Below are 19,158 nucleotides of genomic sequence, written 5' to 3'. Positions count from 1 at the left end.
CTCCTGCGTTCGAAGCCGACTGGTGGGCCCACCCTCGTCGGCACGGCTATCCCGGCCCTATAAATGCGGGGCCGGCCGCGATCCGGTACCGCAGCCGCAGATCGGCGACCCGGCCACGGTTGGTGGTCACGGTGCCCTTGACCTGCAAACCCTCCGTCGTCTCGGTGACCTCGGCGGCGGCGAACACCCGGTCGCCCGGGTGGACGGGGTGGCGGAAGCGGCACCGGTCCATGGCGACCAGGCCGGCCTCGCGGGCGGGTCCCGCCCACTCCTGGACGGCGCGGTCGACCGCCTCGACGAGATAGAGGCCGGGCAGCACCGGAAAGCCCGGGTAGTGGCCGGCGACGGCGGGGTCGGCGGCGGCCTCGGCGACGGTGAAGGCGACGGCGACGGAGTGCGCGTTGCGGCGCATGACGTCGAAGTCGGCGGCGTTGGCGACGGCCGGCGTACCGGTGGCGGTGGCGGTCATTGGCGTTCCCTCCTGTAGAAGTCCGCATGGGAGTCCACGTGGCAGTCCGCATGGCAGGCCGCATGGCAGTCCACGTGGCAGTCCACGTGGACGTCGCGGGAGGCCGCCGTACGGCAGGGGGGTGCCGGACGGCGGCCTGGTGGCTGCGGGGCGCGCCCCCGGCCCGCAAGGGGGGGTGCCGGCCGTGCGTGGGGCCCGGGACGCCGGGTGGTCCCGGCGCCCGGTGTCAGCCGCAGCCGCCCGCGTGGCCGTCGTCGAACGACGGTCCGTGCGGGAGCTTCCGGTTCTCGTCGGGGCGGTCGGTGTCCCCGGCTTCCAGGGCCTCGCGGGCGGCGGCCGCCGCCACGAAGTCCCTCAGCCGGTCGACGCCCCAGAACTTGTCGTAGTGGACGGTGAAGAACGGCACCCCGAACACCCCGTCGCGGTGCACCGCGAGCAGCGCCTCAAGGCCCTCCTCACGCAGCTGGGGGTCGTCGGACGCGCCCGCCAACTCGGCGCCGTCGATGCCGAGTTCCGGACCGAACGAGCCGATGGTGGCCGGGTCGCAGATGTCCCGGCCCTCCTCCCAGCGGGCCCGCGCGGCGAGCGCGACGAACCGCGCGCCCTCGCCGTGCCGCCGGGCGGCGAGGTAGCCGAGGTGCGGCACCTCCCACACCGGGTCCCGGTCGACGGGCCACCGGAAGCCCAGTCCGCGCGCGGCGGCGAGACGCCGTACGTCCTGGAGGATGTAGCGGTGCTTGGCCGCCGACATCGGGGCGTAGGGGAACTCCCCGCCCGCCGCCTCCAGCATCTTGCGGCTCAGCCCGTCGGGCTCGCAGAACGGGATCCATTCGATGCGCGCGGCCAGCTCCGGGTGCTCGTCGACGAGTTCGCGGTAGGCGAGCCAGGAGTACGGGCTGCGCAGCGAGAAGTAGAACCGCGGCACCACCCGCTTGCGCTTCCCGGTGCTCACAGCGCGATGCCGCCGTCCACCTGGAACACCTGTCCGGTGACGTAGGAGGCCTGGTCGGAGACGAGGAAGGAGACGAGCGCGGCGACGTCGTCGGCCGTGCCGAAGCGGCGCAGCGGGATCCGCCCGAGCATCTCCTTGGTGACCTTCTCCGTGAGGGCCGACGTCATGTCGGTCTCGATGAAGCCCGGGGCGACCGTGTTGGCGCGGATGGCGTACCTGCCGCCCTCCTTGGCGAGGGAGCGGGTGAAGCCGATGATGCCGGCCTTGGACGCCGCGTAGTTGGTCTGTGCGGCGTTGCCCGCGACACCGGCGACGGACGACATGGTCACCACCGCGCCGCCGCGCCGTTTGATCATCGGGTAGATCACCGAGCGGCAGACGTTGTACGTGCCGTCCAGGTTGGTCCGTATCACCGCGTCCCAGTCGTCGTCCGGCATCAGGACCAGGGGGTTGTCCCGGGTGATCCCGGCCGAGGTGACCGCGGCGGCGACCGGCCCGAACTCGTCCTCGACGCTCGTGACGAACGCCTTGACCTGCTCGCGGTCGGCGACGTCCACCTTGCGGGCGAACACCCCGCGGCCCAGGGCCGCGACCTCCTTCGCCACCAGGTCGGCGGCGGACTCGTCGGAGCGGTAGCAGAACGCGATGTCGTAGCCGTCGCTCGCGAGCCGGCTCACGACGGCGCGGCCGATGCCGCGCGAACCGCCGGTGACCAGGGCGACCTTCGCTTCCGAGGTCTCAGCAGTCATGGTTGACGTCCTCCTTTCACACGGGCAGGCCCGCGGGCGCGGGCAGCAGTTCGGTGACGTCCTTCAGGGCGACGACGAAGGCGCCGACGCTCAGCAGCCGCCGGCCGCCGACGTGGGTCTCCCCGGTGAGGATCGCGGTGTCCCCTGCCTGCTTGAGCAGGCGTACGGAGTGTTCGAGGACCTCCCCCGGGTACGCCTGGCCGTCGAAGGCCACGTCGTTGATGGCACCGGCCAGTTCGACCTTGCCCGCGAGCACGTCCGGGTTGGGCTGCTCCCAGGTGGACAGGAGCACGGCGGACTGCGCCCACGACTCGATGACGAAGGCGGTCGGATACGCGTAGTCGGCGGGTCCCGCGTGCTGTCCGAGCTGCGCGTAGCAGGGCTCGTTGCCGGAGATCGCCTTGTACGTCGTCATGCGCACGCCTGGAACGACCTCGCCGACACGGTCGACCAACAGGATGGGGACGCGGTGCGGGATGGTGTTCTTGATCCGGTGGATACCGTGGAATCCGCCGGTCCCGTCGTTCCCGTGACGTACATCCTCGGGTGCGGGCGCGTTCACTGGGCCTCTCCTTCGGGTGTCGGCGTCGCCGCCGCGGAGGTGCGGCGGTAGCGCAGTCTGATGTCGGCGACGGCTCCGGACACGGTGAGCGCGGACGCCTTGGCGGTCAGCAGCCCGCCGTCCTCGCCGGCGTCGACCGTCACCTCGGTGGAGACCCGGTCGCCGGGGAAGACCGGGCGGCGGAAGCGGCAGCGGTCCATGGCGACCAGTTCGAGGCCCGCGCCGAGTCCGGCGCCGTCCGCCCACAGCCGGACGGTGCGGTCGGCGGCCTCGACCAGGAACACGCCCGGCTGCACCGGGAAGCCCGGGTAGTGACCGATGAGCACCGGGTCGTCCGGCTCGGCGACGAAGGCGGTGGTGGCGCCGGACGGCTCGTTGCGCAGCAACTCCAGGCCGTCCGCGCCGAGCGCGCTCGCGCGGCTCACGCGGCCTGCCCCTTCTCCTTCAGCTTCCTCTCCAGCAGGTCGTAGGTGCCCTGGAGTGAGGTGATGGCGACGAGCTCGGACTCGGCCATCCTCACCGCGTACTCCCGCTCCAGGCGCACGGTTATCTCCAGGGCCATCAGCGAGTCCACGTCGAGGTCGTCGACGAAGTGGGCGTCGTCGGTGACCTCCGCGACGTCCAGGTCGAGGATCTCCGCGACGAGGACGCGCAGGCCCTCCTTGTCGAGGGACGGGGTTCCGGTGGCGGGGTTGCTGACGGTGGTCTCGGTCATGGTCGTCTTCCGTTCGAGGATGGGTCGCACTGGTGCGACTGGTGCGACTGGTGCGACTGGGGCGGCTGGTGCGACTGGGGCGGCGTACAGGGCCCGGACGAGCAGGCGGCGGGTGCGGTGGGCGCGGCGGCGGGCGATCGGCAGCACGGGGTCAGACCCGCAGCAGCGTGCAGCCCACCTGGCCGTCCGGGTCGACGGAGGTGACCAGGGCCGCCTCGCCGGGGCCGGTGACGCTGAGCGCGGCGGCCAGCTGGAAGGCGGCGGACGCGGCGGAGGCGTCGCCGATGAGCCGGCGCAGGCGCAGCCGGCGGGGCCGGTGCGGGCCGAACACCTCGTTGAGGGCGGCCTCCTCGCGTCCGCCGAGGGCGCCGCCGGTGTCGCTCGGCACGATCAGCGAGATGTCCTCGGGCTCCGCTCCGGCCTCCTTGAGCGCCTCGGTGACGGCCCGTACGACGGCCTGCTGGGCGCCCTCCGGCTCCGGGAAGCCGAGGAAGCGGCTGCCGAGCAGGGTGGCCAGCGGGCGGCGCCCGTACGACTCGGCGCGGCCGCGCGGTTCGAGGAGGAACAGCGCGCAGCCCTCGCCGAGCGGCCCCGCCGAGCGCCGGGCGGCGTCCTGCCTGCCCCGGTACTCCAGCCAGGCGCGGTCGGCCGAGTACTCCTCGACGGCGCCGCACAGCACGGCCTCGCAGTGACTGCGCCGCAGCAGCCGCGATGCGTAGTTGAGGGCCAGCAGCCCGGTCAGCGCGCCGCCGGCCACGGTGGCGTTGGGGCCGCGCAGTGTGTGCCAGATGGCGCTCTGCCCGGCCGCCCGGTTCATCACCGTGTTGGGGAAGCGGGCCGGGTCCACGTGGAAGGGCTTCTCCCCGGTGAGGGAGTCTCGGGTGAAGTCCATGATGCTCTGCACGCTGCCGTGGCCGGTACCGAGCACCATGCCGACGTCGTCGGGAAGGTCCTCGGCGAGGCCGCCGCCGGCGGTCTCCAGGAGCATGCCGGTGGTGGCGACGGCGATGGCGGTGGCCCGGTCCATGGAGCGGGTGCCCTTGCGGCCGAGGATCGCGCGCACGTCGAAATCGGGTATCTCACCGGCGCGCCGGTACGGCCCCTGCCCCGACGCGGTCGTGGCGTCCCGGCCCGCGCGCACTCCGTCGGCGAACGCCTCGGCGCCGAGCCCGTAGGGCGATCCCGTGGACCACCCGGACACGACAAGACTGTCTGCGGTCATCGTCCCTCGCCCTTCAGTTCGTTGCCGGTGGTGCCGGCGGTGCCGGTGGGGGCGGGGCCCCAGGCCCCTGCCGCGGCGTGCAGTTCGGCGCCGTCCACGCCGATGGTGTTGCCGCTGATCCAGGACGAGTCGGTGCGCGAGAGCACCGCGACCGCCTCGGCGACGTCGTCGGGCCTGGTCAGCCGGGAGTGCGGATTGTTCACCGCGGCGCGCGCGACGTAGTCGGCGTGCTCGGGGATGGCCTGCAGCGCGGGCGTCAGCGTGACGCCGGCCCGCAGGGCGTTGACGGCGATGCCCTGCGGCGCCAGCTCACAGGCGAGCTGCCGGACGTGGGCCTCCAGGGCGCTCTTGGCCGCGGAGACCGCGCCGTAGCTGGGCAGCGCCTGGACGACACCCGCGCTGGTCATCGCGTAGATCTTGGAACCGCTGCGCAGCAGTCCGGCCCGGTGCAGGTCCTGCGTCCAGTAGACGAGGCTGTGCGCCATGACGTCGAGGGTCATCTCCAGCTGCCGGGAGGTGATCGGCCGCTCCCAGCCCTCGCGGGGCAGGAACGGCACGAGCGTGCCGAACGCGAGGGAGTGCACCAGGATGCCGATGCCGCCGGTGGAGCCGGTCAGTTCGGCGATCTCCGGAACGAGCCGGTCGCGGGTGGCGCGGCTCGCGGCGTTCGCGTTGTGGAACGACGCCTGGACGCCGTACCCGCGGATCTCGTCGACGAGTGCCGCGACCTCCTCGTCCCGGGCCGCGGTGTCGAAGTGCACTCCGACGACGTTGACCCCCTCGCGGGCCAGGCCGAGGCTGATGGCCCGGCCGATTCCGCTGGAGGCTCCGAGTACCAGGCACCAGCTGCCTTCAAGGGATTTCAGCATCAGTGGGTCCCCCGCTTCTGGGAAGTGTGCGACGTCCCGGGACCCCGGTACGGGTCCGGTCCGGTACGGACGAGTGCCAGCGCGGCGTGTCCCTCACGCGTGACGGTGGTCAGCAGCCGGGTGCCGGGCGGCCCGGTGAGCGACCCGGCCAGCGCCTGGGCCGCGGCCAGACAGCCGGCCCCGGCGGGGGTCACGCGTCCGGTCGCGCCGGCCGCGCGGTCCACGGCGGCGGCCACCGTCGCGGCGAACGGGGAGCCGTCCAGGACGTGGTGGACCTCCACGGTGGTGTCCAGGTCCGACAGCAGCCGGCGTACGGCCCCGGAGACCAGCCCGGCGGGCAGCTCCCGGCCCGGCGGGACGAACAGCGAGCGTGCGGCGACGGTGCCCCGGACGCGGGCGCCGCGCGCCTCGGCGGCCGACCGCGGCTCCAGGGTCAGTGCGACGGCGCCCTGTTCGCCTTCACCGGCCGGGAAGCCGTCACCCGCCGGGAAGCCGTCACCGGACGGGGACTCGGGCAGCCGGTGCTCGGCCGCGCCGACCAGGAGCGTGTCGCAGCGGCCGGCCGCGAGGGCACGCCCGCCGGCCTCCACCGCCTCCAGGGCCGCGACCTTCGGGCTCGCCAGTGTCAGCGCGAAGGCCTTCAGGCTCAGCTCGGAGGTGAGGCGGGAGCCGAGCAGGCTCACCGCGAAGAAGGGCGCCGTCGCGGGCGACAGTCCGGCCGCGCCGCCCTCCAGCGCGATCCGGCGGTCCATGCTGTCGAAGAGTCCGGCGAATCCGCCGTTGAGCGCGAGCGCGGCGCCTCTGCGGTCGGCGGGCACCGCGTCGGTGCGGCCGCCGTCGGCGAGCGCGGCGCGGGCGGCGGCGAGGAGGTACTGGGCGGCGGCGGGCAGGTACTTGTAGCCGCGCGGCCCGAGCCGGACCCGGTGGTCGAACCAGTCGCCGTCCCCGGCGCCGGGCTCGGGGGCGACACCCCCGACCCCCGTGACGGCCCACATGGTCCCGCCGGTCCCGTTGGTCCCGCTCATGCCGCCGCTCCTTCCAGGACCAGTGAGGAATTGCTGCCGCCGAACCCGTAGGCGTTCACCAGGACCCGCCGTCGGTCGCGCGGCAGCGGGACCGGGGCGCGCTGCGGCAGCCACACGTCGCACCCGGGGTCCTGCTCGCGCAGCGGCACGTTGCGCGGGACGTGCCCGTCGCGCAGGATCAGCGCGCCGGCGACCGCGCCGAGGGCGGCCGAGGCCCCGCCCGCGTGCCCGAGCAGCGCCTTGAGGCTGTAGAGCGGCACATCGGGCGTCCGCTCGCCGAAGACGCGGTGCAGCGCCTGGCTCTCCACCTCGTCGCCGAGCCGCGTCCCGGTGCCGTGCGGGATCACGCAGCCGATGGCCGTGGCACCGCCCGCCGGTCCGACGGCCTCGCGCATGGCCCGTACGATCTGCTCGCCGTCCGCGTGCGGCGCCGTCACATGGCCCGCGTCGCAGCTCCAGCCGGAGCCCGCCAGGGTCAGCGGGGCCGTGGCGCCGCGGGCCGCGGCGTGCGCGGCGGACTCGACGACGAGGATGCCCGCGCCCTCGGCGAAGACCGTGCCGGACCGGTCGGTCTCGAAGGGCCGGCACCGGTCCGGGTCGACCGCGCCGAGCCGGTTGAAGCAGCCGAGCGCGACCCGCGAGTAGGCGTCGGACCCGCCGGCGAGCACCACGTCGGCCTCGCCCGCGCGCACCATGTCGTACGCCATGCCGAGCGCGTAGCCGCCGGCCGAGCAGGCGTTGCCGACGTCGTGGGCGACGCCCGCCAGGCCGAGTCGCGTGGCGGTCGCGGAGGCCAGCCGGAACGGCGCGGTCCATCGGTCGCCGCCCCGTTCGCGCTCGTTGGGACCGGGCTCGCCCATACAGCTGCCGAGGACGACCGCCGCTTCGGACAGCCCGGTCAGGCCCGCGTCGGCGAGCGCTTCCCGGGCCGCTGCGACGGCGAACCGGGTGGCGCGCGCCGCCCGCAGGTCGGGGTCGGGCACCAGGTTGATCCGCGGCAGGTCCATCACGGCGAGCGGGTCGGCCGGCTCGTCCGGCCGGCGGATCCGCGCCGCCGTCATGGCACGCCACAGCGTGTCCGTACCCCCGCCGTGGCAGGTGACGGCACCGATCCCGGTGACCACGACCTCGCCGGTCATGCCGACTTGCCCTCCAGCGCCGCGTTCATGCGGTCGTCGAAGGAGACCAGGCTCCAGTCGCGGCGGTTCTCGATCACCGCGTAACCGTGGGTGATCCGCCCGGTCGCGGTGTGCACCAGCGCCCCGTCACGGACGACGTAGGTGTCCATCCGGGAGGTGTAGGTGAAGCCCTTGAAGATCTCCTCGACGGTGAGGACCACGTACAGGTCCTCCTCCATGCGCGCCTCGTCGAGGACGGTGACGCGCGAGTGCGGGACGACGGGGATCCAGTTCCGCTCGTCGAGCAGGGTCTTGATGGAGACGCCGCGGTCGGCGACGAGCTGGTCCTTGGCCTCCTCCATCAGCCGCAGGTAGCCCGACATCTGGATGCGCTCGGTGAAGTGGCAGTACCAGTACGGGATCCGGAACTTCCAGGCGAAGGAGTTGGTGCCCGCCGTCAGCTCCTTGACCAGGTCCGCGGATTCCGGGTTCACCTCGGGCGCGACCACGTCCCAGGCGGGGGCCGCGGCCAGCCGCTCGACGGCGTACGGGGCGAGGGACGCGGGCACCGGCTCGTTGCCCCCGCCGCGCGGGTCGAGGCGCAGCTGGACGCGGACGGTGGAGGTCACGGCCTTGAGGAGGGTCTCGCGCTGGACGTGCAGCACCACCGACAGCAGCAGTTCGCCGTCCTTGGCCCTGCGGTGCGGCCTGACCTCGGCGCGTGCCACGTCGTCGATGTGGAAGGCGTGCAGGATGCGGGTGTCGATGTCGACGATGTCGGTGCACAGGCCGTACGTCTCGTACACCGTGCCCGGCAGGAGGCCGTGCTGCCGCAGATGGTTCAGCACGGCCTCCTCGACGAGGTAGTTGACGTGCTTGAAGCCGATCCAGGTGCAGATGTTGGACCCCTCGTATCGGGGCCGTATCTCCAGGGAGCTCGGCTCCTGGAAGGTGAGAGCGGTGCTGTTCGCGGTCACGTCAACTCCGGTACTTCGGTGAGGAGGCGGGAGGGATGAGAGGAAGAGGTGGGCGTCAGGGAGGACAGGAAGCCGTGCACCGCCCCGACGAACAGCTCGGGCTGCTCGGCCATCGGGAAGTGCCCGGACCGTTCGAAGATCCGCAGCCGCGCGTCCGGCAGCGCCCCGGCGAGGGCGCGGGCGTCCGCCGGCCGGGCCGCGAAGTCGTGCTCGCCGGCCACGACGAGGGTGGGCAGGCCGATGGCCGCGGTGTCGAGGAAGGGACTGCGCAGGTAGGCGTCGAAGAACCGCATCCAGCCGTACGGGCCGATCCGGTCCCGCACCCGCAGGGCCATCGCCTCGCGCAGCTCGACGGGGATCCGGCCGTCCGACCCGACCCGCAGCCCCTCGTCGAGGATGCGCTGGAAGCCGTGCAGGTAGTAGACGGCGGTGTCCCACTCGAACTCCTCGGGCGTACCCCGGTGGAACGGGGACACGAGGACGCAGGCGCCCGGCCGTCCGGCGGGACGGGAGACCAGGAGTTCCAGTACGGCGTTGGCGGCGAAGGAGTGCGCGATCAGCAGGTCGACCCGCCCCGGCACGGCGTCCAGCGCCCTGGCCACCCAGGGCACCGGGTCCGGGTCGTGGCTCCACCGGGTGTCGCCGTGGGCGGCCCAGGGAAGTTCGGCCTCCCACAGCTCCAGCTCACCCCCGGCCAGCTCCGTGAACCGCCGCCATACGGCGGTCGATCCGGCGAGGCCGTGCAGGAGCAGTACCCGCACGGGCCGCCGGGCGTCGTCGTGCGGCGCCCGGCGCAGCCGTACCCGTACGCTGCCCTCGAGGTCCTCGTCGGCCAACATCACGCGCTCCTGGCCGGGGTGAGGATGAGGGCCGCCGCCGCGTCGTCCCGGCCGGTGTCCCCGGTGCCCGCGCTGGCGAGCACCACGTCGTCGGCCCCGTCCGGCGCGGCACCGGCCAGCCAGGCCGTGCCGGCCACGCACTGGAGCACACCGAGCGCCCCCGAGCTGGGCCCGAGCAGTTCGGACAGATCGCGTACGCCGCCGACCGGCCCCGGCCCGAGGGAGGCGCCGGGGGCCCGGATGCCCTCCGGGTGTTCGGGCACGCACCACAGGCCGACGGCGCGCGGTTCACGTTCGCGTACGTCCGCGACGGCCCTGGTGTGCTCGGCCCGGCGCGCGTAGGGACCGAGTTCGGCCAGGGGCCGCACCCCCCGCGCGGCCGCGGAGGCGGCCGACTCGAGCACCAGGGCGGCCGCCCCGTCGAAGAACTCGTCCTGCTCCGGCGCCAGATGGCGGACGGCCGGGTTGTCCGGCTCCACCCCCACCACGAGCACCCGCTCGACCCGGCCCGAACCGACCAGCAGACGGGCCCAGTTGACCGCGTCGAGACCGGAGGTACGGCCGTTGCACAGGGTCAGGTTGGCGCCGCGCAGGCCGTGCGTGATGGCCAGCCAGGAGGCGACCACGTTGCTGGAGGTCGCGGGCAGCAGCATGGGACTGGTGCCGAGGTAGGTGTCGCGGGCGATGGTCGCGACCGTCTCGCAGACGGTGTCGACGTTGCCGAAGTTGGTGCTGACGACGGTGCCGACGGACTCGCCGGGAACGGTCGGCGCGCCGTCCGCCCCGATCAGCCCGGCCGCGGCGAGCGCCTCCTCGCCCGCGACCATGGCGAGCTTGGTGGCCCGGTCCTTGTAGCGCAGGCCCCGGCCGGTCAGCCGCTCCACCGGGTCGGCCGGCACACCGCCGGGCCGCCGGTCGCCGAGCAGTTCCCCGGGGTTGCCGAGACCGCGGACCGCCGTGCCGAGTCCGGTGACCACGACGTGCATCCGGCTCACCGCCCCTCCTCCCGCACCGCGGCGGCGCCGTCGCCGCCGGCCGTCTCGTCTCCCGCGTACCGCTCGACGATCGCGACGGCGTTGAGTCCGCCGAAGCCGAAGGAGTCGATCTGGGCGATCCGCAGCTCCTCCTCGGGGCGCACCGCCTGCCCGCGCACCATCCGGAACCCGGCCACCGACTCCACCGGGTCGTCGAGTCCGACGATCGGCGGCACACTCCCGCGCCGCATCACGTCGACCGCCGCGACCAGGCTGTGCAGCCCGGACGCCCCGGCGGTGTGCCCGGTCATCGACTTGATCGCGGTCATGTAGGGGGAGGGCTCGACGCCGGCGAAGACCGAGCCGAGGGCCGCGGACTCCGCCTCGTCGTTGAGCGGGGTGCCCGTGCCGTGCAGCATCACCAGGTCGATGTCGGCGGAGCCGACCCCCGCCCGGCGGTGTGCCTCCCGCACGGCCGCGGCGATGTTCTTCGCCTCGGGCGCCGAGGGGTGGTAGGCGTCGCAGTTGACCGCGACACCTCGCACCCGTGCCTGCACGGTGGCCCCCGGGCCGGGCCCGTCGGCCTCCCTGCGCAGCACGACGGCGACCGCGCCCTCGCCCTGCAGCATGCCGCGCCGGGCCCGGTCGAACGGCCGGACCCGGTCCGGGGCTTCGGGGTAGCAGCGGTCGAGCAGCCCGTACGTGCTCTCCGAGATGGTGTCCACGCCGGCCACCACCACCGTGTCGGCCTGCCCGAGGTCGAGCAGGTCGGTGGCGAGGGCCAGGGCGTAGAGCGACGCGGAGCAGGCGTTGGCGACGGTGTGGGTGTCGGCGGCGCCGAAGCGTCTGCGCAGCATGGTGCCGAAGTGCAGGTCCGCCACCTCCACCGGCGTCCCGTCCCGCCAGGACAGTTCGACCGAGCGCAGCTCGCGCAGGGTCGTCCCGACCAGGACCGGCACCGACGACAGGTCGTCACCGAGGCCGGCTTCCCGCGCGGCGGCCTCGACGGCCCGCTCCAGCCAGCGGGTGGCCCGCAGGGGTTCGTCGACGCCGGGGGCCGGCCGGTCGTCGATCTCGTAGGCGACCTGGGCGCGGAACTTGCCGCGGTCGTAGCCGCGCAGTCCGGCGAGGCCGCTGCGGCCGGCCACCAGCGACTCGTAGATCTCGTCGGTGTCGGAGCCGATGCTGGCGACGGCGCCCGACCCGGTCACGATCCAGCTCATGCCGCGCTCCGGTACTTGCCGAGGATGACCACCGCGTTGTTCCCGCCGAAGGCGAGCGCGTTGTTCTGCACGATGTTCAGCTCGGCCGCACGGGCCTCGTTGGGTACGCAGTCGACACCGCACTCGGGGTCCGTCTCGTTGTGGTTGACGGTCGGCGGGATGAAGCCCTGCGTGAGGGCCACGGCACAGGCCGCGGCGGCGACCGCGCTGGCCGCCCCCATGCTGTGGCCGATCATCGACTTGATGGAGACCGTCCGCGGCATGGCGTCGGCGCCGAAGATCTGCCGGATCGCGCCGACCTCGGTGATGTCGTTGGCCCTGGTGCCCGTACCGTGCGCGGAGACGAAGTCGATCTGGTCGGGCGTCACCCCCGCGTTGCGGTGGGCGATGTCGATCGTGCGGGCGATGCTGTCCCGGTCGGGTGCGACCGGGTGCAGGGCGTCGCAGGCGAGCCCGTAGCCGAGCACTTCCGCGTAGATCCGGGCGCCCCGGGCGAGCGCGGAGTCCAGGCTCTCCAGCAGGAGGATCCCGGCCCCCTCACCGGTGAGGATGCCCTTGCGGTCCTTGTCGAAGGGCTGGCAGGCCTCGGGGGCGATGGTGCCGAGCCGGTAGAAGCCGGTGAAGGTCTTGCGGCACAGCGCGTCCGCCCCGCCCACCAGGGCGACGTCCACGTCGCCGCTGCGCAGTGCGTCGTAGCCGTAGCCGACCGCGTAGTTCCCCGCCGCGCAGGCGGTCGGGATCGTGACGGCCTCGACGTCCTCCAGGGCGAACTCCCGGATGATGCCGGAGGAGAGCCGGCCGGCCGGCACCCGCCGGGCGACCACCGGGTCGTACGACTCGGGACCGGTGGCGAGACCGGTCTCCACGAGCTGGTCGAGGTCGCGGGACTCGCCGTCCGTGGTGCCCACGGACACCAGGGAGCGGCGGGCCCGCACCTCGTCCACGGTCAGCCCGGCGTCCTCGATGGCCATCCGGGTGGCGGCGACGGAGAACTGGCTGGCCCGCCCGAGCTCGTCGGGGTCCACCCGGTGGATCCACTGCGCCGGGTCGAAGTCCGTGACCTCGCACCCGTTGGCGTAGTCGAACCCGGTGGTGTCGAACGCCGTGATCGGCTTGACTCCGCCGCGTCCTTCGCGGAGTCCGGTGGTGAACGCGTCGATACCGATGCCGATACTGGTGACGACGCCGAGTCCGGTGACGACCACCCTGCGGGGGGTGGCGTCCGTGCCTCGCATACCTGTGTTCATCGAAGCTCACCCTCTGGCTGACTCAGCCGGCTGATCGGGGCAGGGCCGGAGCACTGCCGGTCAGCCGCGGGCGGAGGCCTCTTCGATGACGGTGTACACGCCGACGAGGTTGACCATGCGGCTGAGCTCGGCCTGGTCGATCGTCACGTGCTGAGTGCGCTCGAGGGCGGCGAGGATCTCGATGGCGCGCAGCGAGTCGGCGTCGTGGTCCTCCTTGAAGAGGCTGACCTCGGTGACCTCGTCCTCGTCGATCTCGAGGATGTCGCAGACGACCTCCTTGATCTCCTGCTTGCGTGCGGCGTCCAGACCGGTGGTCGCGTTGCTCATGTCGACTCCCTGAGAGATCGGTGAGGATCCGGAGTCGTGCGACTCCGCCCATCCGTTCGGTGAGTCGATGTTGAGGCGGGGCGCTATGCCAGCTCTATACGGATGATCAGCCCTGTTCAGGGGCGTCGGCCGAGTTCTCGTCCCGGGGCTCGGCGGGCTCGCCCGGGTGCGCGGCCCGGTCCTCGTCACCGCCGAGCCAGCCGTACTCGACGGCGCGCATCCCGGCCTGGAAGCGGCTCTTGGCGCCGAGCCGGCCCATCAGCTCGGCGGTGATCCGGCGTCCGGTACGCACCGAGACACCCAGCCGGCGGGCGACCACCTCGTCGGTGAGTCCTTCCCCGAGCAGGCGCAGAACGGTCTGTTCCTGACCGGTGAGCTCGTTCTCCTCGGCGGGCTGCCGCGGCCGTTTCTCGCCGCTGAGCGGTACGGCCTTGTCCCACACCTGGTCGAAGAGTTCGCAGAGGTTGGCGAGGATCCCGGCGCTGCGGAACACCATGGCGCCTGCCGCGGAATCGTCCGGGTCGATGGGCACGACCGCCTGCCGGCGGTCGAAGATGAGCATCCGGGAGGGCAGCGAGGCCGTGGTGCGCACGTGGTTTCCCGAACGGAGCAGCCAGCGCGCGTAGTCGACCGACTCGGGGTCGTTGTAGATGCTGTCGAGGTAGATGGTGTGCATCACGACGCCACGGCTCTGCAGGGTCCCGCTCAGCGGCCGGCCCGCGGCCCGGCTGGCGGCCGACTGCCCGCCGCCGGGATGGAACGCCAGGAGCGAGTCGTGGCAGTTGTGGCTGAGTTCCTCGATCCGGGACCGGATCTCGTCGATTCCCTCGATGCGCTCGGTCTCCGTCTGGGACGACTCCCGTTGCACCGCGGCGTAGTCGTGGACGAGCCGCGAGACCTCGACGCGCGCGTCCGTCATCTGCCGTTGCCGCTCCAGGAATTCGGCTTCCTGTCTGGCGAGCAGCGCCTGGAGTCCGACGCTCGGCGGGACCGGTCTCAGCGTGCCCGGCGCCTCCCAGGAGGGCCTGATCAGCGACAGCCGCACGCACTCGTCGAGCGCGGAGCGCACCCGCTCGGCCGGCCACTTCAACGTGTCCACCAGGTCCTCGACCGAAATCCCCGGATGCGCCAGCACTGCCCGGTAGAGCTCTACCGAGTTCTTTCCCAGTCCAAGGAGCTCCAGCATGCGGTCCCCCCGCGTCATGAAGGCCGCTGCCCCTGCGACCTCCCCCCGGCACAGAGTAGCCCCGGCGGTGAGGTTGCTCGCTTCTTTTCCGGTGCGCCGTACGATGGGCGCCGTGGCCAGGAGCATCCGATCGAGCAGCCGCCCGGCAGGGCGGCTCTTCGTGCTGCTGGTGATGGCCGTTCTGGCCGGATTGCTGGGCATGCACGGCCTGCCCGGAGTGACGCCGACGGCGCAGGCGCACACCGGCCACGAGATGGTGGCGGCTTCGGCGGACAGCGCTCCGCACGCGAGCGGAGGATGCGCGCACCCGGAGGGCGGATCGAGTCACCTCGACCACGCCGACGCGACGTGTGCCGCCGCCGGGACCGGCTCCGCCTACTCGCCGCCGGCACTGGCCGGCGACGTGCTGGACGCGCCCACCGGATCCTCGCCCGCCGCGGCGGCCCCGGGGCCGCCCCGGCACGGCCGGGCGCCCCCCGACCTTTCCGAGCTGCAACTCCTGCGGATATAGAGCGGCCCGCACGGCTCCCGGAGACCTGAGCTGAGCCGGTCCTCCGATGACGGGTGCCGTGCTTTCGCACGCCCACATCCGCTTGAACCGCGCGCCGCGAACGGCGCGCGTGAAGGAGTTGCACGACCATGACCCGCAAGCGCTCACTCGTCCGCCGCAGTGCCGCCGTCGCCGCCGCCGGTGCGGCAGCACTCGTCCTGGCCGCCTGTGGTGGCGACGGCGACGGCTCGGCCGGACACGGCGACCACAACGCGCCCGCTTCCTCGTCGGCGTCGGGGGCGGCGGCTGCGTCCGCGTCCGCGTCGCAGGGACAGCACAACGCCGCCGACGTCGCCTTCGCGAAGGGGATGATCCCCCACCACCGCCAGGCCGTCGAGATGGCCGACCTCGCGCCCGGCCGCGCGCGGTCGGCCGAGGTGACGAAGCTCGCCGCGGACATCAAGAAGGCCCAGGACCCGGAGATCACGACGCTGTCCGGCTGGCTGACCTCCTGGGGCGAGGAGGTGCCCGCCGAGGGCTCCATGGACCATTCCTCGCACGGCATGGACGGCATGATGACGGCCGAGGAGATGAGCCGGCTCGAGGACGCCTCGGGCAAGGCGTTCGACACCGCCTTCATGGAGATGATGATCAAACACCATGAGGGCGCGGTCGAGATGGCGAGGACCGAGCAGTCCGACGGCGCCCACGGTCCGGCCAGGAAGATGGCCGGAGAGATCATCACCTCGCAGAGCGCGGAGATCGAGCAGATGGATCAGCTGCTCGGCAAGGACTGACCGGAGTCACCCCGGAGCGGAGCGGGCGCGGACGGCGCCGGCTCCGCTCCGGCCTGTCCGCCTGTCCGCCTGCCCGCCTGCCCGCCTGCCCGCCTGCCCGCCTGCCCGACGGACTGTTCCACGCCGTGGTCCACGCCTACCACTGACCTGCTCGTGCCTTGGTCCGTGCCGCTGTGCCCGGTTCCGGTTCCGGGGCGCCGTGTTCGCCGAGCCAGCGGGCGAGTCTGCCGCGTCGGCCGATGGCACGCAGGCGGCGTTCCGTGACCTCCCGGGTGTGCGGGGTGGTGATGAACAGGAGTTCGTCGCCGACGCGCAGCACGGTGTCGTGGTCGGGGACCACGGTGACGCCGTCGCGCACGATCAGGGTGAGAACGGTCGGGGGCGGCAGGCGCAGTTCGAAAACGGCGACGCCGTGCAGGCGGGAGCCCCGCGGAATGGCCACGGTGAGCAGGTCGGCGTCCAGGACGTCGAGGGGGGCGGTCTCGACCTGGATCTCGCGCAGCGCGTCGGAGCGGGTCAGCCGCAGGAGGCGGGCGGCGGCGGGCAGGGTGGGGCCCTGCACGAGGGTGAAGAGGACGACGAGGACGAAGACGATGTTCAGTACCTCGCCGGCTCCGGCGACCCCGGCGACGATGGGGAACGTGGCGAGCACGATGGGGACCGCGCCGCGCAGGCCCGCCCAGGAGATGAACGCCTGCTCACGCCAGGGGACGCGGAAGGGGAGGAGACACAGGAGGACGGAGACGGGGCGAGCGGCCAGCAGCAGGACCAGGCCGACGGCAAGGGCCGGGAGGATCGCGGAGGGCAGTTCGCTGGGGTCGACGAGCAGACCGAGCATGACGAACAGACCGATCTGGGCGAGCCAGCCGGCGCCTTCGCCGAAGGAGCGGGTGGCGGCGCGGTGGGGCAGCTCGGCATTGCCGAGGGCCAGGCCGGAGAGGTAGGCGGCGATGATGCCGCTGGCGTTGACCGCCCCGGCCGCGGCGAAGGCGACGATGCCGAACCCGACCGTGGCGAGCGGGTACAGGCCGGTCGCGGGGAGCGCGATGTGCCGGAGCGCGGCGGCGCCCAGGCGGCCGATCAGCACACCGAGGGTGCCGCCGACCACGAGCTGGTAGAGCAGGTTGCCCACGACCGGGGCGGGGCCGGGCAGGTCGCCCGCGGTGGTGGTGGAGAAGATCAGGACCAGGATGATGGTGGGGGCGTCGTTGAAGCCGGATTCCGCCTCCACCAGGCCCGTCACCTTCTGCGGCAGCGGCAGTGAGCGCAGTACCGCGAAGACAGCGGCGGCGTCGGTGGAGGAGACGATCGCACCGAGCAGCAGCGCCAGGTGCCATTCCATGCCCAGCAGCCAGTGCGCGCCGGCCGCGGTCACCGCGACGGAGACGGCCACGCCCGCGGTGGCGAGAACACCGGCGGGGGCGAGCAGACGCCTGACGTCGCTCCACCGGGTGGTCAGGCCGCCGTCGACGAGGATGACGGCCAGGGCGGCGGTGCCCAGCGCCTGGGCCAGCTGGGCGTCGTCGAACTCCAGACCCAGCCCGTCCTCTCCGGCGACGACGCCGACCGCGAGGAACAGCAACAGGCTGGGCAGGCCGACCCGGTGGGCGGCGCGGGCGGCGGCGATGCTGGCCAGCAGCACCGTGCCGCCGATCAGCAGGGTCAGGTACAGCTCGGGCAGGGTCATCGGGCCCGCCCCGAGCCGTACGGGGCCGGCCCGCGGTCAGCGGGTCCAGAAGCGGGGCGGCGGGTAGCGGTTCGCGCGCCTGTGCCGATGCGGGTCGAAGAGTTCCCCGGCCATGCCCGCGAGGACCAGGCCGGAGGCGATGAGCAGCCCGTGGGCCAGGACGGCCCCGGCTCCCAGCACCGCCAGGGCGGCGGCGAGCAGCAGCCAGGCCCGGAGGTGGCGGTACTCACGTGGCCGGCGTGGACGGCCGGTGTCGAGGGCGTGGGAGAAACGAGGGTCGTCGCGGCGCAGGCGGGACTCGATCTCACCGAGCCGCCGGTCGTCGGATCCGGGCATGGTCTACTCCTCCCGGCGCGGGGCCCTGGGCAGGCGACGCGGTCGGTCGGGCGGGCCATCTGCTCTCCTTGCGAGGTGGGAACGTCACGATCACACCAGGACGAAGTGGCGCAGCCGCGCATACGTGGCCGACCCCCCCCGGACTGTGTCCGGGAAAGGCCGGTTCGGCTACAGCTTCGCTTTCCTCGGGCCGTCGGCACCATCCGGTACGGAACCCAAAAGCGACCGCACAAGACGTGTAGGTGCCCGTTGGCCGACGACCGTCAGTCGGTGTACGACTCGAGCGTGCCGCGGCGCCGTACGTCGAGGGTCGCGCAGTGGAACGAGCCGCCGAACGGCGCGTAGTGCAGCAGCTCGCACGGGATCGGCTCGAAGCCCCAGCTCTCCAGCGCGCGCAGCATGCCGGTGTGGTGCCGTTCCGCGATGACCCGCTTGTCGTCGAGGACGAGGACGTTCATGCTGAGCCACTTGCCGCACATCGAGGTGATCTTGAGCATGCGGTCGTCGATCGGGTCGGGCTCGGGCGCGGTCAGGATGTCCCAGGAGCGCAGCACGTCCGGGAGGCGGTCGACGTCGACGTACTCCGGGTTGACCAGCGCCCTGCCGGGCGCGAGGGGGACGAACGTCGTGTCGATGTGCATGGGCGTGCGGCAGCGGCTCTCGATCTCGTGGACGCGGTAGCCGGGGCCGAGGTGGCGGCGCAGCCATTCGATGCCCATGCGGTTGGTGACGTTGCTGCGGGTGACGAAGAGGTCGCGTCCCGCGCGCACGAAGTCCGCCGCGTCGAAGACCGGCTCGAACTCGGTGAGGATGTGGCGCATCGGCTCGCCCGCCGCGGGGACGCGGAAGTCCGGCTCGAACAGCTCGTCGGTGAGCTGGGGCTTCGGCGCGGCCGTCCAGCGCGCGCCGCGCCGGAAGTAGTCCTTGAGGATCGGGCGGTAGGAATGCGTCTCGAAGTAGCGGCACGGCCAGGCCATCGGGGTCTCGATGATCTCGTCGCCGATCACGAGCAGGCAGTCGCGCGGGCAGGTGTTGCAGAAACCGCGTGACGACCAGTCGGGGGTGCTGAAGCGCTGCCGGTGGTCGACCGCGTCCGGACGCGTGACCGTGACGCCGAGCGACCGCAGGAGGGCGACGAACCCGTCGAGCTCCCGCTGCGCCCGCTCGACCAGGACGCGCGGATACCTGAAGCCTGCGGCCAGCCCCTGGAACCGGGCCGCCCACGGTGGGACGTTGCAGGTCACGACCGGGTGGTCGGAGGGAATCGTCGCGCCCTCCAGCCGGCCGACGACGACCTCCTCCAGCGGGTCCCACTCGTTGTGGGAACTGACCGGCGAGACGGCGGGTTCCGCCGCCTCCGCGATGCCGGGTTCCTGCGCCACCGCCATGACTGA

General features: G+C 73.0%; 22 protein-coding genes. 2 read left to right on the top strand and 20 right to left on the bottom strand.

Going from position 1 to position 19,158, the window contains the following annotated elements:
- Positions 1 to 46 precede the first annotated feature (46 nt).
- The 17 genes from EBH09_RS19395 to EBH09_RS19315 all read right to left on the bottom strand — a co-directional run bounded on the left by EBH09_RS19395 (position 47) and on the right by EBH09_RS19315 (position 14,454).
- Entirely contained in the window at positions 47 to 469 is a 423-nt protein-coding gene (locus EBH09_RS19395) for a MaoC/PaaZ C-terminal domain-containing protein (protein WP_121748241.1), read from the bottom strand.
- A 226-nt stretch (positions 470 to 695) separates the two neighbouring features.
- Positions 696 to 1,421: a DsbA family protein gene (locus EBH09_RS19390; protein ID WP_121748240.1), complete on the bottom strand. Its 726-nt coding sequence runs from the start codon at positions 1,419 to 1,421 to the stop codon at positions 696 to 698.
- The gene (gene fabG, locus EBH09_RS19385; RefSeq protein WP_121748239.1) at positions 1,418 to 2,170 is read right to left on the bottom strand and encodes a 3-oxoacyl-[acyl-carrier-protein] reductase; all 753 of its coding nucleotides are present in this window, start codon (positions 2,168 to 2,170) and stop codon (positions 1,418 to 1,420) included. Before fabG ends, EBH09_RS19390 begins: the two co-directional genes overlap by 4 nt.
- Before the next feature lie 16 nt (positions 2,171 to 2,186).
- The gene (locus EBH09_RS19380) at positions 2,187 to 2,732 is read right to left on the bottom strand and encodes a 3-hydroxyacyl-ACP dehydratase (RefSeq protein ID WP_121748238.1); all 546 of its coding nucleotides are present in this window, start codon (positions 2,730 to 2,732) and stop codon (positions 2,187 to 2,189) included.
- Positions 2,729 to 3,157: a MaoC/PaaZ C-terminal domain-containing protein gene (locus EBH09_RS19375; protein ID WP_121748237.1), complete on the bottom strand. Its 429-nt coding sequence runs from the start codon at positions 3,155 to 3,157 to the stop codon at positions 2,729 to 2,731. Before EBH09_RS19375 ends, EBH09_RS19380 begins: the two co-directional genes overlap by 4 nt.
- Complete coding sequence (locus tag EBH09_RS19370) at positions 3,154 to 3,447, bottom strand: acyl carrier protein (protein WP_121748236.1); 294 nt, start codon at positions 3,445 to 3,447, stop codon at positions 3,154 to 3,156. The genes EBH09_RS19375 and EBH09_RS19370 overlap by 4 nt, the downstream gene beginning before the upstream one ends.
- Positions 3,448 to 3,598: 151 nt before the next feature.
- On the bottom strand, positions 3,599 to 4,648 hold the full coding sequence (locus EBH09_RS19365; RefSeq protein ID WP_345940945.1) for a beta-ketoacyl synthase N-terminal-like domain-containing protein: 1,050 nt from the start codon (positions 4,646 to 4,648) through the stop codon (positions 3,599 to 3,601).
- 17 nt (positions 4,649 to 4,665) lie between these two features.
- Complete coding sequence (locus EBH09_RS19360) at positions 4,666 to 5,538, bottom strand: SDR family oxidoreductase (protein WP_121748234.1); 873 nt, start codon at positions 5,536 to 5,538, stop codon at positions 4,666 to 4,668.
- Positions 5,538 to 6,563, bottom strand: a complete 1,026-nt coding sequence (locus tag EBH09_RS19355) for a beta-ketoacyl synthase N-terminal-like domain-containing protein (RefSeq protein WP_121748233.1) — start codon at positions 6,561 to 6,563, stop codon at positions 5,538 to 5,540. Before EBH09_RS19355 ends, EBH09_RS19360 begins: the two co-directional genes overlap by 1 nt.
- Positions 6,560 to 7,702, bottom strand: coding sequence for a beta-ketoacyl synthase N-terminal-like domain-containing protein (locus tag EBH09_RS19350; RefSeq protein WP_121748232.1), 1,143 nt, complete (start codon positions 7,700 to 7,702; stop codon positions 6,560 to 6,562). Before EBH09_RS19350 ends, EBH09_RS19355 begins: the two co-directional genes overlap by 4 nt.
- Positions 7,699 to 8,658: a hypothetical protein gene (locus EBH09_RS19345; protein WP_121748231.1), complete on the bottom strand. Its 960-nt coding sequence runs from the start codon at positions 8,656 to 8,658 to the stop codon at positions 7,699 to 7,701. The genes EBH09_RS19350 and EBH09_RS19345 overlap by 4 nt, the downstream gene beginning before the upstream one ends.
- The gene (locus EBH09_RS19340) at positions 8,655 to 9,497 is read right to left on the bottom strand and encodes an alpha/beta fold hydrolase (protein WP_121748230.1); all 843 of its coding nucleotides are present in this window, start codon (positions 9,495 to 9,497) and stop codon (positions 8,655 to 8,657) included. Before EBH09_RS19340 ends, EBH09_RS19345 begins: the two co-directional genes overlap by 4 nt.
- Positions 9,497 to 10,483, bottom strand: a complete 987-nt coding sequence (locus EBH09_RS19335) for a beta-ketoacyl synthase N-terminal-like domain-containing protein (protein WP_121748229.1) — start codon at positions 10,481 to 10,483, stop codon at positions 9,497 to 9,499. The genes EBH09_RS19340 and EBH09_RS19335 overlap by 1 nt, the downstream gene beginning before the upstream one ends.
- A 5-nt stretch (positions 10,484 to 10,488) precedes the next feature.
- Positions 10,489 to 11,694, bottom strand: a complete 1,206-nt coding sequence (locus tag EBH09_RS19330) for a beta-ketoacyl synthase N-terminal-like domain-containing protein (RefSeq protein WP_121748228.1) — start codon at positions 11,692 to 11,694, stop codon at positions 10,489 to 10,491.
- Entirely contained in the window at positions 11,691 to 12,941 is a 1,251-nt protein-coding gene (locus tag EBH09_RS19325) for a beta-ketoacyl-[acyl-carrier-protein] synthase family protein (RefSeq protein ID WP_238697366.1), read from the bottom strand. Before EBH09_RS19325 ends, EBH09_RS19330 begins: the two co-directional genes overlap by 4 nt.
- A 60-nt stretch (positions 12,942 to 13,001) precedes the next feature.
- Complete coding sequence (locus EBH09_RS19320; RefSeq protein WP_121748226.1) at positions 13,002 to 13,268, bottom strand: acyl carrier protein; 267 nt, start codon at positions 13,266 to 13,268, stop codon at positions 13,002 to 13,004.
- A gap of 106 nt (positions 13,269 to 13,374) precedes the next feature.
- Positions 13,375 to 14,454, bottom strand: a complete 1,080-nt coding sequence (locus EBH09_RS19315) for a LuxR C-terminal-related transcriptional regulator (RefSeq protein WP_121748435.1) — start codon at positions 14,452 to 14,454, stop codon at positions 13,375 to 13,377.
- Positions 14,455 to 14,566: 112 nt separating this feature from the next.
- Between EBH09_RS19315 and EBH09_RS19310 the strand changes: the two genes are divergently transcribed.
- Positions 14,567 to 14,965: a DUF6153 family protein gene (locus tag EBH09_RS19310; RefSeq protein WP_121748434.1), complete on the top strand. Its 399-nt coding sequence runs from the start codon at positions 14,567 to 14,569 to the stop codon at positions 14,963 to 14,965.
- 128 nt (positions 14,966 to 15,093) lie between these two features.
- Positions 15,094 to 15,741 carry a DUF305 domain-containing protein gene (locus EBH09_RS19305; protein WP_121748225.1) on the top strand — a complete coding sequence of 216 codons (648 nt, stop codon included), beginning with the start codon at positions 15,094 to 15,096 and terminating at the stop codon, positions 15,739 to 15,741.
- A 136-nt stretch (positions 15,742 to 15,877) separates the two neighbouring features.
- Here the strand turns inward: EBH09_RS19305 and EBH09_RS19300 are convergent, their stop codons facing one another.
- The 3 genes from EBH09_RS19300 to EBH09_RS19290 all read right to left on the bottom strand — a co-directional run bounded on the left by EBH09_RS19300 (position 15,878) and on the right by EBH09_RS19290 (position 19,152).
- Positions 15,878 to 17,428 (bottom strand): potassium/proton antiporter, encoded by a 1,551-nt coding sequence (locus EBH09_RS19300; protein WP_121748224.1) that lies wholly within the window; start codon positions 17,426 to 17,428, stop codon positions 15,878 to 15,880.
- Between the two features lie 36 nt (positions 17,429 to 17,464).
- Positions 17,465 to 17,764, bottom strand: a complete 300-nt coding sequence (locus EBH09_RS19295; RefSeq protein ID WP_121748223.1) for a DUF3040 domain-containing protein — start codon at positions 17,762 to 17,764, stop codon at positions 17,465 to 17,467.
- Positions 17,765 to 18,027: 263 nt separating this feature from the next.
- A complete protein-coding gene (locus EBH09_RS19290; RefSeq protein WP_121748222.1) occupies positions 18,028 to 19,152 on the bottom strand; it encodes an amidinotransferase in 1,125 nt (374 codons plus the stop codon).
- Positions 19,153 to 19,158 lie beyond the last annotated feature (6 nt).

Origin of the sequence: Streptomyces sp. E2N166 (assembly GCF_003671715.1) — a bacterium.
Classification (GTDB): domain Bacteria; phylum Actinomycetota; class Actinomycetes; order Streptomycetales; family Streptomycetaceae; genus Streptomyces; species Streptomyces thinghirensis.
This window is presented reverse-complemented; position numbering and strand designations above follow the sequence as displayed.